Here is a 16,344-nt window from a genome sequence, read left to right on the forward strand (position 1 = left end):
ATAATGTTTAAAGAACGTCTAATCTCACAACTAGTGTTAACAATACTTGAAGTAATGCTTGGATATTGACAGCTACGTCTGTGTCAGTTGTTGTAACCGTTACGTTCTTTGAATTTTCAATGACAGTAAGCTGTTGGTTCTCTTGTTCAGAAACAAATTTTTGCATGATTTCTTGTGCAACAGCTTTACTACGATCTGAATCTCCGATCGTAATGCTAATTACTAGAGCAATCGCTGCTTGAATGGCCACTTGAAGGGATACTGCAACCTGTGTATCAGTAGTTTGAACGGTAACATCTACAGAATCTCTAATAATAATTCCTTCAGTTGATTCTTGTTCCATATATGAAAATTGATCAGCCTGTTGAACGACAGTTGCATTTTCATGATTTTGTCTTCTTTTTCTTCTAATTCTTCTCTTTTTTGTTTTTGCCATGATTATTTCACTCCTTTTCCTTGTGATGCTGTATACTATGTTCGTCCTTTAAAAATGTTTGTGCATATCACATAGAGTAGTATCTATTTTTCTTAAAAATAGAGAAGACGCCTTCAAATTTAGTAGGCGTCTTCATTATAATAGAGTTATTTATCCATTTTTTTCTGTTTTGTTTCATCAACAAACTGTTCGACTTGCGAGCTTAAATCTTCAACGAGACTCTTTAATAGTTGCTTCTGTTCATCTGATAGACTTTTCTTTTCCTCTTGATTGACTCCATGTCTAGAAAATATGTCTGATATCATTAAATCTACAATGCTTTTTGAGAAAATGGCTGGATTTTTTTGGGGTTCATTAGTCAAAGTAATTCCTCCTTCTTATCTTTTTCATCATTAGATGCTCTCTTTACTGTATATGCAAAGAGCTTCCTAAATGAAATAGTAATAAATCAAATTCTTCGCGTTATACGAAATACCCTATTAAAAAAAGGCATGACATGAAAACATGCCATACCCAAAGAAAATTTCTATAATTTAAATTTGTTGACTTGTAGCTGCAAGCCTTCAGCTAAATGGGCCAAGGATTGTGCGGATGCAGATATTTCTTCCATCGTTGCTAATTGTTCCTGATTGGCAGCAGAACTACTCTGACTGAATTCTGCACCATTCCTTGCTAGCTCTGAAACCTCTAGAACAGAAGTTAGAACACGATCACTCACACCCGTCATTTGTTCGATTGCTAATGAAACATCCAGTACTTTCTCTTTTACTCCATCATTAGTTTGTTCAATGACAACAAAAGACTCTGAAACGTTTTGAGAAAATTGAATACCTTCGCTCACCTTAGCCTGACCGATTTGCATAGATTCAATGGCTTTGTTCGTTTCATTTTGAATTTCAGAAATCATAGAAGCGATTTGAACTGCTGATTGACGTGAACCTTCGGCTAGTTTTCTAACTTCATCTGCAACGACAGCAAACCCTTTACCATGTTCACCTGCCCTTGCCGCTTCAATTGCAGCATTTAAGGCCAATAAGTTGGTTTGTTCAGATATGGCTGTGATCAAAGCCAAGATATTACTTATTTCTGTTGATAATCCACCCAGTCTAGAAATAATCGCTGAAGTTTCCTCAACAGATCCATGAATATCATTCATCTGCTCAACAACCTGTAATACAGCTTTTGAACCGTTTTTTATCGACGTATTTGCTGCACTTGTTAATTCGTTCATATCATTTCCATTTTGTGCGATTTGATTTAGCCCAACAGATAGCTCTTTCATTGAAGCCAGTACTTCTACTGAACTTATTTGCTGCTGTTCAGCACCAGCGGCAGCCGTCTGAGCCAACCCAGATATTTGTTCAGCAGCGCCAGTACTTTGTTCTGCACTTGCTGTTAACTCCTCACTGGAAGCTGTAACTTGCATCGTAGAGTCGCTAACTTCCCCGATCAGCATTTTTAGATTCGTGACAAGTTGGTTTAATGATTGGACAAGTCCGCCAATTTCATCATTTGCTTTCGTATGTAACTCTGGCAAACTTAAATCTCCATCTGCAAGCAATTCCATTCGTTGTGAAACCATAACAATTGGCTTTGTTATTCTATTGGCCATAATGTAGGCAATAGCTAGTCCTGAAAAAATGGCTAAAGCAGAAATAAGTAGCGTGATAACAATGACTGAATTGCCTTCCTGAATTAGTTTTTGCCCATTAGCTTTAATTTCCTCTTCTTCTGAAGTCGCTAGTTCTTTAAGTCCTTCATCAATACTTCTTCCCATCGGGGTAATTTTATCCTTTAGAACTTCTCTTGCTAATGCTAAGTCATCAGATTTTACAACTGGTAAAAGGTAATCTTCTATATATTTTCTCCATTGTTCACTTTGGGTAATTAAATTTTTCTCCGTTTCTGAATTGGTTAGTGTCAGTAATTGCTCTTGTATTGCTTTACTCTCATCCGTTACTTCATTAAATCTTTCAAGATACTCTTCTTCACCGAATAAGACATATCCTCGTATTAATCCAATTCTCTCTTGAATATTTGCGGATAATTTTTGATTCGCTATTAAAGTCTCCATCTCTTTTTCAATCAAATTATTGACTTTATTGTTATAGTCATTTGTAAAAAATACGGTTCCTAAGGTCATTATGAGCATAATGAATAAGATAATGCTGAATGAAATTAGTATTTTCCTCTTTAAACTTCTCACGCTAGTCCTACCTCCTGCTGTTTGCATGTATACAAAATATATATCGGCTTTTGTCGAATAATCTAAAGGTACATTAACGAAATATTGGGTAAAAACAAAAAGCTATACCACCTAGCGTAAGTAGTTCAGATAACGTGGAGAAACAATAGAAATAGCATACGAAAACGAGTATGAAATCGTATGATTTGATGCTCGTTTTTTGTTGTTATATAAAGGTTTAGCACTCTAGGAAAAGTGCGAGACCCCACAGGGAAAGCCGAAGAGGCTCGCATCCCTCCCCGGGGAAAGCAAGTGGCTGTGCAACGAAAAATCAACGGACAAACTTTAGATCCTACGTCTGTTAAAAGCAACAACGTATGAAAACAGTCAAAAAGAAAAACTCAGAGTGTAAACTCCGAGTTTTTTTTTTTGCTGATACTATGTGATTTAAGTTTAGAATTCCATTGTTATTTGGACAGTTATTAAGTGGTTTCTCCACAATAACTGAACTATTTACTCATAACGGTATAGCTTTTGTTGTTTTTTTATGGTTTGAAATTTCTATAATCATATTCATAATGATCGATTAAATTAAAGCCATTAGGTGTATAAAATCGCAACAAATCCCCATTAACTACTTGATCGGAAAGCTCTAATTGTTGCTTTACAAATTGCTCACTCAACAAAATAGCCTTATTTTTTTCAACCGGATGTCCATTTTTTGTGTCAAAGTATTTATTTGTCACCCTAGTAATTGTTGGACTCGCGAAATCTCCGTTTCGAAAAGGGATGACTTGTTCATGCTCATCTGAGAATAAATCGGTGCCAAAGAAAAGAAATTCCTTCGTTTCCATTCCTAGGAGATGAAGAATCGTTGGCAGCAAGTCAATTTGGCCACCATATTGACTCATTTTCTTCCCCGCCACACCGGGTATTCGAATGAGCAAAGGAACCCTTTGCAATTGAGCATTTTTAAAGGGGGTAATTTCTTCTCCCATGACTTGCTTCATAGCTTTATTATGGTTTTCAGAAATGCCATAATGGTCACCGTATAAGATAATCATTGACGAATCTAAAAGTCCATCTTCCTTTATTTTTAAAAAAAACTCACGTAAGGCTTCATCTGAATAACGTGCGGTTTGAAAATATCGGTCAACTGAACCATCACCAGAATTAAAGGGTTTGATAGAGGCTTCTTCCTCAGCAATTGGGTATGGATAATGGTTTGATAAAGTGATGAATTTCGCATAAAATGGTTGTGGTAATGTTTCAAGTATAGGAAGGGATCCTGTAAAAAACGGTTTATCCTTTAAACCATAATTCACAACATTCTCTGGCGACATTTCATAGAAACTAGAATCAAAAAAATAGTCGTATCCAAAGGATTTGTAAATGACATCTCGATTCCAAAAGGATTGATTATTCCCATGAAAGACAGCAGAAGTATAATGATCGTTGTCTAAGATCCCAGGTGCAGCATGGTATGTATTAAGTCCACGTGTTGTAAATACCGCACCTTGTGGTAGTCCATATAAAGAGTTATCAATTAAAAATTCGGCATCTGAGGTCTTCCCTTGAGCAGTTTGATGAAAGAAATTATCAAAGTAAAAACTATTTGGTTCACTAGTTAAAGAATTTAGAAAAGGGGTTACTTCCTCCCCATCTATCTTATAATCAATTAAAAAATTTTGAAAGGATTCTAAATGAATATAAATAACATTTAACCCTTTAGCAGCCGCAAAGTATTGTGGATTTGGTTCAGCGTGAAGGGACTTTGTATAATTAATGATTTCTGTAATATCATCACTATCAGCCATCACTCGTTGTTTAGAAGTTCTTGTGCTTTGTAAGATATCATAAAAAATAAAATTGTAAATCCCAAGGTATTTAACAATGTAATTCCGATCAAACATTCTCGTTAAAAGTTGTGGTCGATCCATTTCGGCCATTGCTATTGTACTCCCAATCATGAATATCGCAGACAAATAAAGAATTGAAAAACTCCGACGAGTAAAAGTCCCAATAAATTCAAACTTATTTCTTTTTCTTAAAATGACTAAAAGAATGATCGTGTCAAAATAAAATAAAAAATCATATCCATTGATAAGGGCAAAGATACTTCCACCTAGATCATTCATGTTTTTTGTTTGAAAAAGAGTAGGTAACGTAATAAAGTCACTATAAAAACGGTAGTAAAGTACATTGGCATAGAGCACTGTTGACAATATGAGCTGAAGGAGCATTAAGGTAGAATAAAACTTTTTCCCTTTTACTAAAACAGATAGACCTAATAGGAACAAAATAGAACCAATGGGATTTAGGACAAGAAGAATGGTTTGAACGCTATTGTTTATTTGTAAATGAAAATCGTGATATTGAGTCAACAATGTTTTGAGCCAAAGCAGAAAACATGCGAAATAAAAGAATTTTTGCTTAGCATTCAACTTGATATCTAGAATTGAACTTCGTTTCATGTTTTCACCATCTTTGATTTTATCTTGGTTACTATCCCCTTTTAACTAATAAAATATATGCTTTTTACGAAGTTCTGGTAGCAGAAACCCCTATAACCAATCTACAATTTGCCAATCATACTGTTTATTAGTAGGCAAACAATAACAAAAACAACGTTTAGGGGCTTTGTAAAATGAAAGAATTACGCATTGGCAATGAAAAGCTTCGATATGAGGATATTGGTAGTGGTATTCCTATTCTGTTTATTCACCCACCTGGTATGGGTAGAAAAAGTTTTTTATGAACAAAAGTCACTTTCAAGGAATTTCCGATTGGTTCTGCCTGATCTTATTGGAAATGGAGATAGTAATGAAGCAACACACCAATTACTGACTACAGAGTTTGAAAAGGTCAACCAGATTGTTACGGGGTTTTTCTTAACCACTTTAAAGAAATAGAAAAGGGTCACCATTGAGACAAATGTGATACGTACGCTTAACTTGATATTAAAAGAGAAAGTAGCTAAAATCTACTTTCTCTTTTTATGAAAAAATGCTTAAAGATTTTGATACCACGTTCTCGCTTTCTCTACTTCTTCTCTAGTTAGCTCATGCCCACCCTCACCCCAGTGTTCAGTAACAGAGGCATTAGCATTCCGTAACTCTTTAACTAACTCTTTTGTTTCAACAAAAGGAATGATTGGATCGTTTTTACCCGCACCAATAAACACTTCCTTCTTTGATAAATCAGGGAGTTGTACCCCCCGTAATGGTACCATTGCATGAAAAAGTATGCCCGCACTTAGTGAAGTCCGATCATGATATAGAAGGCTTGCTGCTATGTTTGCTCCGTTTGAATAACCGATTGCTACTACCTTATTTCGATCAAAGCTATATTTAACTGACATACTCGTAATAAACTCATTAAGTTCATGTGTTCGGATGATTAAATCCTCTTCATCAAAGACACCTTCTGAAAGTCTTCTAAAAAAGCGGGGCATTCCATTTTCTAACACATTACCTCTAACACTTAAAACAGATGCCTGTGGAGCAATCATCTCTGCAAGAGGAAGTAAATCCCTCTCATTCCCACCAGTTCCATGAAGGAGCAAAAGTGTATGGTCACTCGTGCCTTGTATAAAAATATGTTCCATATTATTCAACCTCCATTCGTTAAAAATTCGTTTTTTCTTTCGTATGCAATGGCTTTAGTTTAGCTTCAATTGATTCACGCTGATCTTCAAAATAGGGAGGTAAGGCAAGTCGTTCTCCTAAGTGATCAAATGACTCATCCCCTTCAAATCCAGGGCCATCCGTCGCAAGTTCAAATAATATACCATTCGGCTCTCTGAAATATAGAGATTTGAAGTAGTAACGTTCAACAAAACCCGAGTTCGGGATTTTTAATTCTTTTAGCCATTCGACCCATTTTTTTAGTTCCTCCTGATCCTCAACCCGAAGTGCAACATGATGGACACTTCCCCGACCTGGTCGTTCCATTGGCAAATCTGGTCGTTCAACTAAATGAATTTCCGCACCCGTACCGCCTTCTCCGGTTTCGTATACGGTGTTCGTGTGTCCGATTGATTGGTATGTACCTTTTTTCCTGAATCCAAGTACATCAGTTAAAATTTTTGCGGTAGATTCTAGTCGAGCAACTGTTAAAACGACTGGGCCCAGTCCTTGAATGGCATGTTCTTTTAAAACAGGACTTAGATCCCATGGATGCCCACCTTCAACACCCTCATTTTGCTCATCAGAAACAAGAACAAGCCGCTGTCCTTCAAAATCCTTAAACGTTAAACTTGCACGACCCGTTTCTGAAGATATACCTTCGTGTTCTACAGCAAACTCTTCAAATCTTTTTTCCCAATAGTATAAGGATTCATCTGTTGGAACACGAAGCGATGTTGTTGAAATACTATTTGTACCCTGATATGTATTTCCTGCATGAGGAAACTCAAAAAACGTCAAGTCTGTACCTGGATTCCCTCGTTCATCTGCATAAAATAAGTGATAGACAGAAGTATCATCTTGATTCACTGTCTTCTTTACTAGTCTTAAACCTATTATTTTTGTATAGAATTCATAATTCCTCAATGCATTAGCAGTTATGGCAGAAACATGATGAATTCCCTTTAATGGTTTTAAATCCATTTGTTTAACCCCCTAAATCATTTGGACAATCATCTTATTATTCTTAATGATACTACAATTTAATGCAACTATTTGAACTCTGTTTTCCAAAAAAATGCACTTGTCATCCCATTAACTAGGTGCTATAGTAGGTAAGCGATGAGCTAAGATTGTGTAAGTCGATTAGACACTCGCTTTTAGCGAAATGCACGATGTGGCGTGCAGTCTTTCGCCTCAATACGCATAAAGACGCCGTTTATCGGCGTCTTTTTTTTATTCTCTCTCCTACATATAAATACTCTGTTTTTCATGTTTTTTAAACAATCCAGTCCATTAGCTTGAACAAAAAGACACTACCTCAGTAGTGCCTTTTTAACTTACAGTACCCAGTTTCCTGCTCTAAATAATGGTACTCGGCTACCATCTTTTTTAATTCCATCGATGTCCATATCACTTGAACCAATCATAAAGTCTACATGTGTCAAACTATTGTTCGCTCCATTTTCCGCCAATTCTTCCTCTGACATCTCTTTTCCGCCTTCAATCGCAAATGAATAAGCATTTCCGATGGCTAAATGGTGGGAAGCATTTTCATCAAATAAGGTGTTGTAAAAAATAATATTTGTGTTCGAAATAGGCGAATCATGTGGTACTAGCGCAACTTCTCCTAGATAATGAGAGCCTTCGTCTGTTTCAACTAGCTTTTTTAAGGTTTCATAGCCTTGTTCTGCTTGAAAATCCACAATACGACCATTTTCAAAGGTAATTGAGAAGTTATTTATCATGTTTCCACCATAGTTTAATGGTTTAGAACTACTTACTTTACCATTGACTCCGGTCTTTTTTGGCGTTGTAAATACTTCTTCTGTAGGCATATTTGCAATAAATTGAAAACCCTTTGTATTGGTACTACCAGGACCTACCCAAAGGTGTTTTTCTGCAAGCTCAAGAGTTAGGTCTGTCCCTTCAGCTGTATAATGAAGTGCCTCAAATTTTTGATTGTTTAAGTAATCCACTTTTGCTTCCAGATGACTACTATGTTCTTTCCATGCTTGGATAGGGTCTTCAAGTAATGTACGAGTGGCCGAAAAAATGGCATCCCAAAGCTTATTGATTTGTTCTTCTGAAGAAGCGGCCTCAGGGAAAACTTTCGCTGCCCAAGCTGGTGATGGAACAGCCACAATTGACCAGCTTACTTTATCAGCCATTATGTAATTTCTATATTTTTTACTAGCTTCTCCTGCTGCTTTACTTAGGTTGGCAATTTTGTTTGCATCTACACCACTTAGTAAATCAGGGTTCATTGAAATAACAGAAAGTAAAGCAGCGCCTTCTTCATAGGCTTTTTCAAGCATTTCTGCTCTCCATTTCGGAAAATAATGAAAGGATTCCTCGTTTGCTTCGTCAAATCTAATGCGTGTAACCGTTTCATCTGTCCATTCAATTTGAACCAGCTTTGCGCCTGCCTCATATGCCTTTTTGGCAACTAATCTTACATATTCTGCACTATTAATATCTGAATTCACGATTAAGGTTTGACCAGGTTGAATGTTCACACCAACCTTAACTGCAAGGTCTGCGTACTTTTCTAAATTTTGCTCAAATTGACTCATCTAAAATTCCCCCTTTTTATATATCTTACCAAAATCATCCTATCCGTGTATAGGTAGGTATATTTTTTGAGCTTTTTCACATAGGAAGTTCATCATCTTTTGGTCGATGCAAGCCACTTACAAGTGTAAGAATCATGAATGCAGCTAACCTTGATGTCATATCTCTGAAATCTAGTGTTGGATCTATTTCAACAATATCTAATGCGACAACTTTTTCATGCCTACTGATCATTTTAATCGCTGTTTTTAACATTTGCACATCCATTCCATCTGGACCAAATGCTGGACATCCAGGTGCAAATGCTTGATCCATAACATCCATATCTAAACTAACGTAAATTGAATCCACCTTTCCCTCTAATTCTAAGAGACAATTCTCCAGAATGGTTTTGATCCCCTTTTCTCTAATGTCATCCATTGTAAAGATGTTCACACCGTTGTCTCTACCGAATTTAGTATAATCTTTTGCATTTGCAAAGTTACGAAGTCCAATTTGAAAGAGATGATCTCCTTTAATGGTTCCTGATTCTAGTAAACTCCTGAATGGTGTTCCGTTTGTTGGACCACCATCAGTTAAATTACGAAGATCGTGATGAGCATCAAATTGAATAACTCCTATTCTACCTTCTCTGGCTGCCGCGAAAGCCTTCAAGCACGGTGCCGTAATAGAGTGATCTCCTCCAAGAATAACAGGAAACATTTGATTATGTTTTGAGAGAATAGCAGTTAATGTGCTCTCAATTCTAGAATATGAATCTTTAATATCCGTAACATGCATTTCAATATCTCCTAAATCTGTAAGCAAATAGTTTCTTAGATCATGATCATCTTCGATTGAATAGGTTGTGAAGGATGAGAAACATTTCCGAATCGCCTGGGGGGACAGGTACGCACCAGAGTGACTGATGGATGATTTTGATAAAGGGACACCTAGGAGACCTATACCCACAATTATCTGAGATTGATCCCAGTTCTCTATTATTTCATTCGCTTTCGTTACGTGTGTATCTTTGAATAAGGCTGTCCCCGCTCGTTTCAAATACTGCATTTTTCTTCCCCCCTCCATAAGCACCTAACTTTCTTTAATACGTTAATTGTTCTAATCATTCAAAGACTTGAATACACCATTTACAAGAAAACACATTCCATAAAATTGAGGTTTTTGTTAGATATCATCGAATACCGTCTAAACTTTTGTATTTAATTAGAATGTTTTGACTTCTTTTGTCGCGAGGAAGGTTATCCGAATGATAACAACGTATTTACTACTAATAATATCCCATTAATTTACTTTGATTAGGCTATTTTATCTATAAATGAATGGGACATGTGACATGGGGGTATAGAAAAGATGTGGAAATTGAGAAGGAAGAATATTTTTAGTTGGTTCATTTTAATTATGTTTCTTAGTGCATGTAACAATAGTTCAATCGGCGCGTCTACAATTCCTGAAGATCTTCCAAAAGAAGAACTAAAGGTAGCCACTCATCCGCTTATTCATCACCCAGTCATTGAAAAGACTCCCCCACCTAAGCAAATTGAAAAGAAGACTATAACATTTAGTGTCGCTGGAGATTTTACTCTTGGAAGTGATGAAAGCTTTGGATATGACGGTACATTCACTCAAGAGGCTGATACAAATGGACTAGAATATTTTGTTGAAAATATTAAAACACTTTTCGGTGAAGATGATTTTACTTCCGTCAATTTAGAAACTACTTTAACAACATCTAATCAAAAGGCCGATAAAAAATTTCGTTTTAAAGGGGACCCCTCTTATACAGAGATTTTGACAAAAGGCAGTATCGAAGCTGTGAATTTAGCGAATAACCATACGTTGGATTATTTGCAAAAAGGATACCAAGATACCATTACTAACCTTGAAAAACACAATGTAGGCTATTTTGGAAATGAGAACAAGCTTTTAAAGACTATAAAAGAAGTAAAAGTTGGTGCCCTTGGATATAACGGCTGGAGCGATACAAAAGAAATTCGGAACCAAATTAGTCAGGACATTCAATCACTAAAGGACCAAGGCGCGAAGATTGTGATTGTTCACTTTCATTGGGGTGAGGAGCGAAGCTATGTTCCAAACGAAAGTCAAGAATCCTTAGGGCGCTTTACAGTTGATAGTGGTGCCGATTTAGTTGTAGGACATCATCCCCATGTTGTTCAAGGGATTGAAGAATATAAGGGTAAATTCATTGTTTATAGCTTAGGTAATTTCATGTTTGGTGGAAATCGTAACCCTACTGATAAGGATACATTTGTATTTCAACAAGTTTTCCACTTAGAAAATGGAGAATTAATGCAACAAAAGGAGATCAAAGTCATTCCTTATCGAATTTCATCTCTTGCTTCTCGCAATAACTATCAGCCAACACCGCTAGAAGGAGATGAAGCTAAGCGTGTGATGAGTAAAATTTTAGACTTATCTGCAAGAATTGGTGAACCTAACTGGGTTGCTTATGAGAGTTCAAATAAATAATTTAAATCAGTTACTAGATTTCTTTATATTAGAGGATGTTCAAAAAGTCCGGCAAAAATAGCTTCGAATTTCTTCGTCAGCTCGTCTTTTCCGCTCCTCACGTATACAAAACATACGTGCAGGAAGCTCAAGACTTCGCTTCCTTGAACTTCTTTGCTCTTTTTGAACAGGCTCTATTAGAATCCCCTTAGTTCAACACAAATTGGTAGAAATTGTGGGGATTTTATTTTTTATGCTCTTTTCTAAATAATTGTTGTTTTCTTAATAGGAATTATGTGAAAGAAACCAGTTGATAAAGAGGTTGATTGGAACGGATATGCTAGGGATCCTACTTAGAGCAGCGGGACAAGTGAGACTCATCGTTTGGCTCTGTTGGCAAAGGATGCTCTCGGCCCGCCACGCGTAAAGCAAGCATCCTGGAGAGGAAATCAACCACTAACCAATAGTTAAATAGCATCAATGTTTATGAAAACAACCATTTCTTATGAAACTATTTTCTTTGTTACTAGGGTGCTCCTTCTAGTTTCAAATACTGCCATTCTATCTACTCTTGATTCAATTCTGATATACGACCTTTCCATTTTTTATCACTGTATTTACATGATTTACTCCAAAATGATAAGGAATATAATCATAGTTATTCGCATTCCAAATCACTAGATCCGCCTGCTTTTCTTCCTCGATACTACCTACTCTTTGTTCAACTCCAATGGCATGTGCGGCATTGATAGTGACTGCATTCCAAATTTCCTTAGAAGTCATATTTAAATAAAGCGCAGCCAAACTCATAATAAGCTGTAAGTTTTCAGTAGGGCAGCTTCCAGGATTAAAGTCTGTCGCTAAAGAGACTGCTACTCCTTTATCTAGCATAAGACGTGCTTTAGCATGCTCCTTCTTTTTTAAATAAAAGGACGTACCTGGAAGAAGGCAAGCAATGACTCCTTGTCTGGCTAGTTCCTCCATTCCAAGCTCTGAAGATCCAACAAGATGATCTGCCGAAAATGCCCCCAACTTAGCTGCTAACTCTGCTCCACCTAATGAATCAATTTCATCGGCATGAATTTTCAACTTGAAGCCTTTCCTCTTTGCTGCTTCTAGATAGTTTTCTGATTGATTGAGGGTAAAGACACCTGTTTCGCAAAAAATATCTACAAAGTCTGCTAGGTTTTCCTCTTTGATTTCATCAAGAAGTAAAATCATTTTTTCTAGAAAGATTTCTGGTTCTCCCATATGCTCTAATGGAATTGCATGTGCTCCAAGAAAGGTAGAAATGATATCGATTGGATGTTGTATATTTAAGCTTTTCATGACTCTAAGCTGTTTTAATTCTGTTTCGCGGTCGAGTCCATACCCACTCTTCGCTTCGATTGTCGTTACACCAAAAGCTAGCATTCTATTAAGATGTGTTTTCGCTTTAGAATAAAGCTCAGTTTCTGAAGCCTTTCTTGTTTCCTTAACAGTTGATAGAATTCCTCCCCCTTGACTTAGTATGTCTAAGTAGGATAAACCTAGTTGCTTGAGTCTCATTTCATGCTCTCTAGATCCCCCAAATACTAGGTGAGTGTGTGGATCAATCAATCCTGGTGTGACGAGCTTCCCCAAACAATCAATCCGTTTACAAGCTTCATAACTTACTGCTTTTGCCTGTGGTAAAATATTTACGATTCGATTCCCCTTGATGGCAACCATTGCATCTTCAAGCACTTCTAGTTCATTCATCGCTAAACCGTACCTTGGTCCAACCGTTGTACTTCTCATTGTTAAAAGCTGTCCAATATTTTCTAAAAGTAAATCAACTGGTTCCGACTTCACTATCCTTCACCTCCTCATTACTGATCTTGCCACATTGGGATATGAACACCCTTTTCTTTTGCCACCTTTTTTGCCTCTTCATAGCCCGCGTCCACATGTCGAATAATCCCCATACCTGGGTCTGATGTTAATACTCGTTCAAGTTTCTTCCTTGCAACGTCTGTTCCGTCTGCAACGACAACCATACCGGAATGTAGAGAATACCCCATCCCCACTCCACCACCGTGATGGAATGAAATCCAACTTGCACCAGCCGATGTATTAACAAGAGCATTTAGCACGGCCCAATCACCAATGGCATCACTTCCATCCTTCATCCCCTCCGTTTCACGATTCGGTGAAGCCACTGAACCACAATCTAAATGATCTCTCCCAATAACAATAGGAGCCCTTAGTTCACCCTTTTTAACTAATTCATTTATGGCAAGCCCCATTTTAACTCGTTCACCATAGCCAAGCCAGCAAATCCTAGCCGGTAGCCCTTGGAACACCACTTTCTCTCTTGCCATATCAATCCAACGATGTATTCCAAGATCATCGGGGAACAATTCTTTCAGTAAGGAATCTGTACGATAAATATCTTCTGAGTCTCCTGATAACGCAACCCAACGAAAAGGGCCCTTTCCTTCACAAAACAATGGTCGAATAAAGGCCGGAACAAAACCAGGGAAGGAAAAGGCATCTTCCACACCTTCATCAAGTGCCACTTGACGTATATTATTTCCATAGTCAAAAACAACAGAACCTTGTTTTTGGAGGTCAAGCATAAATTGTACATGCTTAGCCATCGATTTTCTGGCCAACTCCTGAAATCTATCAGAATGATCTTTTCTCATAAATTGTGCTTCTTCGATTGTTATGCCTTGTGGATAGTAACCATTCAGTGGGTCATGTGCAGATGTTTGATCTGTCACAATATCTACCTTGATCTTATGTTCCATTACCTTTTCAAAAACATCGACTGCATTCCCAACTAATCCAATTGATAACGGTTTCATTTCTTCTTTCGCTTTTTTTGCCCACTGAAAAGCTTCTTCAAAGGACTCAGTCATCAAATCGCAATAACGTGTATCTATTCTACGTTGTATTCGCTCACGATCCATTTCAACTACAATGACAACCCCACCATTCATGGTGACAGCTAATGGCTGTGCCCCACCCATCCCGCCAAGTCCAGCTGTTAAAGTAATCGTTCCTGAAAGACTTCCACTAAAATGCTTATTTGACAAAGCCAAGAACGTTTCATATGTCCCCTGTAAAATTCCTTGAGTACCTATATAAATCCAGCTACCGGCCGTCATTTGTCCATACATGGTTAAGCCTTTTGCGTCTAACTCATGGAAGGTTTCCCAATTAGCCCATTTTGGAACTAAGACTGAGTTACAAAGTAATACTCTGGGAGCATGTTCATGTGTACGAAATTTTCCGACGGGCTTACCTGATTGAATCAGGAGAGTTTCATCATTTTCTAAAACTTTTAATGAGGCTTCAATGGCACGAAAGGATTCCCAGTTACGGGCTGCTTTTCCTATTCCTCCGTAAACCACTAATTCTTCAGGTTTTTCCGCTACGTCTGGGTCTAAATTATTACGAAGCATACGAAGGGCAGCTTCTTGCTCCCATCCGAGACATTCGAGAGTTAATCCGTGAGCTGCTTTAATCACTTGTTTTGAATTCATTTTTATAATAATCCTCCTTTTTCCCAATCGCGTTTTCTAAAAATAAATGCACATCTAGTTTTTCTAACCAGCCTTTTACGTTTTCAATGTCAATTGAAAAAACTCGGTCTTCTATGATGGAGGGTACTACTGATCTCGCAGAATGAAAGAATTCCTTTGTTGTAGCTGACATTTTATTTACACCTCTATACTCTACTGCTTGTAATGAACAAATAAGCTCAATCGCTAGGACCATTTTCACATTTTGGATAATTTGATAAGCATGTCTAGCAGCGATTGTGCCCATACTGACATGGTCTTCTTGATTGGCAGACGAAGGAATAGAATCAACACTAGCAGGGTGTGATAGTGTCTTATTTTCAGATACTAAGGAAGCTGCGCAATACTGCATGATCATTGCGCCTGATTGAAGTCCAGGAGATGGACTTAAGAATGGTGGAAGATCATTTAATTGAGGATTAACGAGACGCTCAATTCTTCGTTCTGAAATATTTCCAAACTCTGACATGGCAATTGCTAAAAAGTCCATTGCAAATGCAATAGGTTGACCATGAAAATTTCCTCCAGACAAGACTTTGCCTTCGCTAAAAATAAGTGGATTATCAGTAGCGGCATTCATCTCGACTAGGAGTTTATCTTTTACATACGACAAAACTTGCCATGATGCACCATGTACTTGAGGGATACATCGAATGGAATATGCGTCTTGTACCCTTTTTTCTCCTTGTCTTGTTGTCAATTGACTACCATTCAAAATCTTTCTAATACGCGCAGCTACTTCAATCTGCTCTATATATCCCCTAGCTTGATGGATTTCATCATCAAAAGCATCAATAATACCCTCTAGACCCTCAACTGTCATGGATGAAATACAATCGGCTAGAAGGGCCAATCTAGTCGATTCAATATAATTAACTAAGCCCAGTGATGTCATCGCTTGAGTTCCATTAATTAAAGCCAGGCCCTCTTTTGCTTTTAATACAATCGGTTCTAGATTTGTTTTTAGAAAAGCCATTTTACTCGGCATTCTATCCCCTTTATAAATCACTTCACCTTCGCCTACTAGTACCAAGGCCATATGGGAAAGAGGGGCTAAATCTCCACTAGCACCAAGTGAGCCTTGCTGAGGTACAATGGGATGAATTTGTTGATTCAGTAGTTCCAGCAAAAGCTCTAACACATTTCTTCTGATACCAGAGAATCCTTTTAAAAGGGCATTAATCCGAAGTAGAACGATTCCTCTTGAAACCAGTTCTGGAAAAGGGGCACCAACACCACAGGCATGGCTTCTAATAAGATGTAATTGAAGATTTTCTACATCATCTGGATGTATGAGTATATCACTAAATTTTCCAAATCCGGTCGTTATGCCATAAACGACTTTTTGTGTATCCACAATGTGATCTACGACCGCACGACTCCGTTCTACCTTTTCCCAAACTTCTTCCTTAACAAAAACAAGTTCTTTTTCATAAATGATCCTTCTTGATTCTTCAATTGTTAATGAATTTCCCGATAATTCAATCATATTTATACTCCTTT

12 protein-coding genes and 2 pseudogenes are annotated in these 16,344 nt (G+C 37.4%); 2 read left to right on the forward strand and 12 right to left on the reverse strand.

Annotated features, from left to right (window positions below):
• Positions 1-7 precede the first annotated feature (7 nt).
• The 5 genes and pseudogenes from ACOI1C_RS00095 to ACOI1C_RS00115 form a co-directional block, all read right to left on the reverse strand.
• Entirely contained in the window at positions 8-436 is a 429-nt protein-coding gene (locus ACOI1C_RS00095; RefSeq protein WP_422506771.1) for a spore coat protein, read from the reverse strand.
• Positions 437-582: 146 nt separating this feature from the next.
• Positions 583-798 (reverse strand): spore coat protein, encoded by a 216-nt coding sequence (locus ACOI1C_RS00100; protein WP_422506773.1) that lies wholly within the window; start codon positions 796-798, stop codon positions 583-585.
• Positions 799-962: 164 nt separating this feature from the next.
• Complete coding sequence (locus ACOI1C_RS00105; protein WP_422507598.1) at positions 963-1,892, reverse strand: methyl-accepting chemotaxis protein; 930 nt, start codon at positions 1,890-1,892, stop codon at positions 963-965.
• Between the two features lie 12 nt (positions 1,893-1,904).
• Positions 1,905-2,669, reverse strand: a pseudogene (locus ACOI1C_RS00110) (HAMP domain-containing protein); the annotation flags it as partial.
• Positions 2,670-3,166: 497 nt separating this feature from the next.
• Positions 3,167-5,095 (reverse strand): LTA synthase family protein, encoded by a 1,929-nt coding sequence (locus ACOI1C_RS00115; protein WP_422506775.1) that lies wholly within the window; start codon positions 5,093-5,095, stop codon positions 3,167-3,169.
• A 173-nt stretch (positions 5,096-5,268) separates the two neighbouring features.
• Between ACOI1C_RS00115 and ACOI1C_RS00120 the strand changes: the two are divergent.
• Positions 5,269-5,446, forward strand: a pseudogene (locus ACOI1C_RS00120) (alpha/beta fold hydrolase); the annotation flags it as partial.
• 185 nt (positions 5,447-5,631) lie between these two features.
• On the opposite strand, the gene ACOI1C_RS00125 reads toward ACOI1C_RS00120, so the two are convergent.
• From ACOI1C_RS00125 to hutG, 4 genes are all read right to left on the reverse strand, one after another.
• Complete coding sequence (locus ACOI1C_RS00125) at positions 5,632-6,228, reverse strand: alpha/beta hydrolase (protein ID WP_422506777.1); 597 nt, start codon at positions 6,226-6,228, stop codon at positions 5,632-5,634.
• Between the two features lie 19 nt (positions 6,229-6,247).
• A complete protein-coding gene (locus tag ACOI1C_RS00130) occupies positions 6,248-7,231 on the reverse strand; it encodes a ring-cleaving dioxygenase (RefSeq protein WP_422506779.1) in 984 nt (327 codons plus the stop codon).
• A 356-nt stretch (positions 7,232-7,587) separates the two neighbouring features.
• The gene (locus ACOI1C_RS00135) at positions 7,588-8,823 is read right to left on the reverse strand and encodes an aminopeptidase (RefSeq protein ID WP_422506781.1); all 1,236 of its coding nucleotides are present in this window, start codon (positions 8,821-8,823) and stop codon (positions 7,588-7,590) included.
• 76 nt (positions 8,824-8,899) lie between these two features.
• On the reverse strand, positions 8,900-9,871 hold the full coding sequence (gene hutG, locus ACOI1C_RS00140) for a formimidoylglutamase (protein ID WP_422506783.1): 972 nt from the start codon (positions 9,869-9,871) through the stop codon (positions 8,900-8,902).
• A 303-nt stretch (positions 9,872-10,174) separates the two neighbouring features.
• Between hutG and ACOI1C_RS00145 the strand changes: the two genes are divergently transcribed.
• Positions 10,175-11,311, forward strand: a complete 1,137-nt coding sequence (locus ACOI1C_RS00145; protein WP_422506785.1) for a CapA family protein — start codon at positions 10,175-10,177, stop codon at positions 11,309-11,311.
• 555 nt (positions 11,312-11,866) lie between these two features.
• On the opposite strand, the gene hutI is transcribed toward ACOI1C_RS00145, so the two are convergent.
• The 3 genes from hutI to hutH all read right to left on the reverse strand — a co-directional run bounded on the left by hutI (position 11,867) and on the right by hutH (position 16,330).
• Positions 11,867-13,069, reverse strand: a complete 1,203-nt coding sequence (gene hutI, locus ACOI1C_RS00150) for an imidazolonepropionase (protein WP_422507600.1) — start codon at positions 13,067-13,069, stop codon at positions 11,867-11,869.
• A gap of 71 nt (positions 13,070-13,140) precedes the next feature.
• A complete protein-coding gene (hutU, locus tag ACOI1C_RS00155; RefSeq protein ID WP_422506787.1) occupies positions 13,141-14,802 on the reverse strand; it encodes a urocanate hydratase in 1,662 nt (553 codons plus the stop codon).
• Positions 14,780-16,330: a histidine ammonia-lyase gene (gene hutH / locus ACOI1C_RS00160; RefSeq protein ID WP_422506789.1), complete on the reverse strand. Its 1,551-nt coding sequence runs from the start codon at positions 16,328-16,330 to the stop codon at positions 14,780-14,782. Before hutH ends, hutU begins: the two co-directional genes overlap by 23 nt.
• Positions 16,331-16,344 lie beyond the last annotated feature (14 nt).

This window comes from Bacillus sp. DJP31, assembly GCF_049310945.1.
Classification (GTDB): domain Bacteria; phylum Bacillota; class Bacilli; order Bacillales; family SA4; genus Bacillus_BS.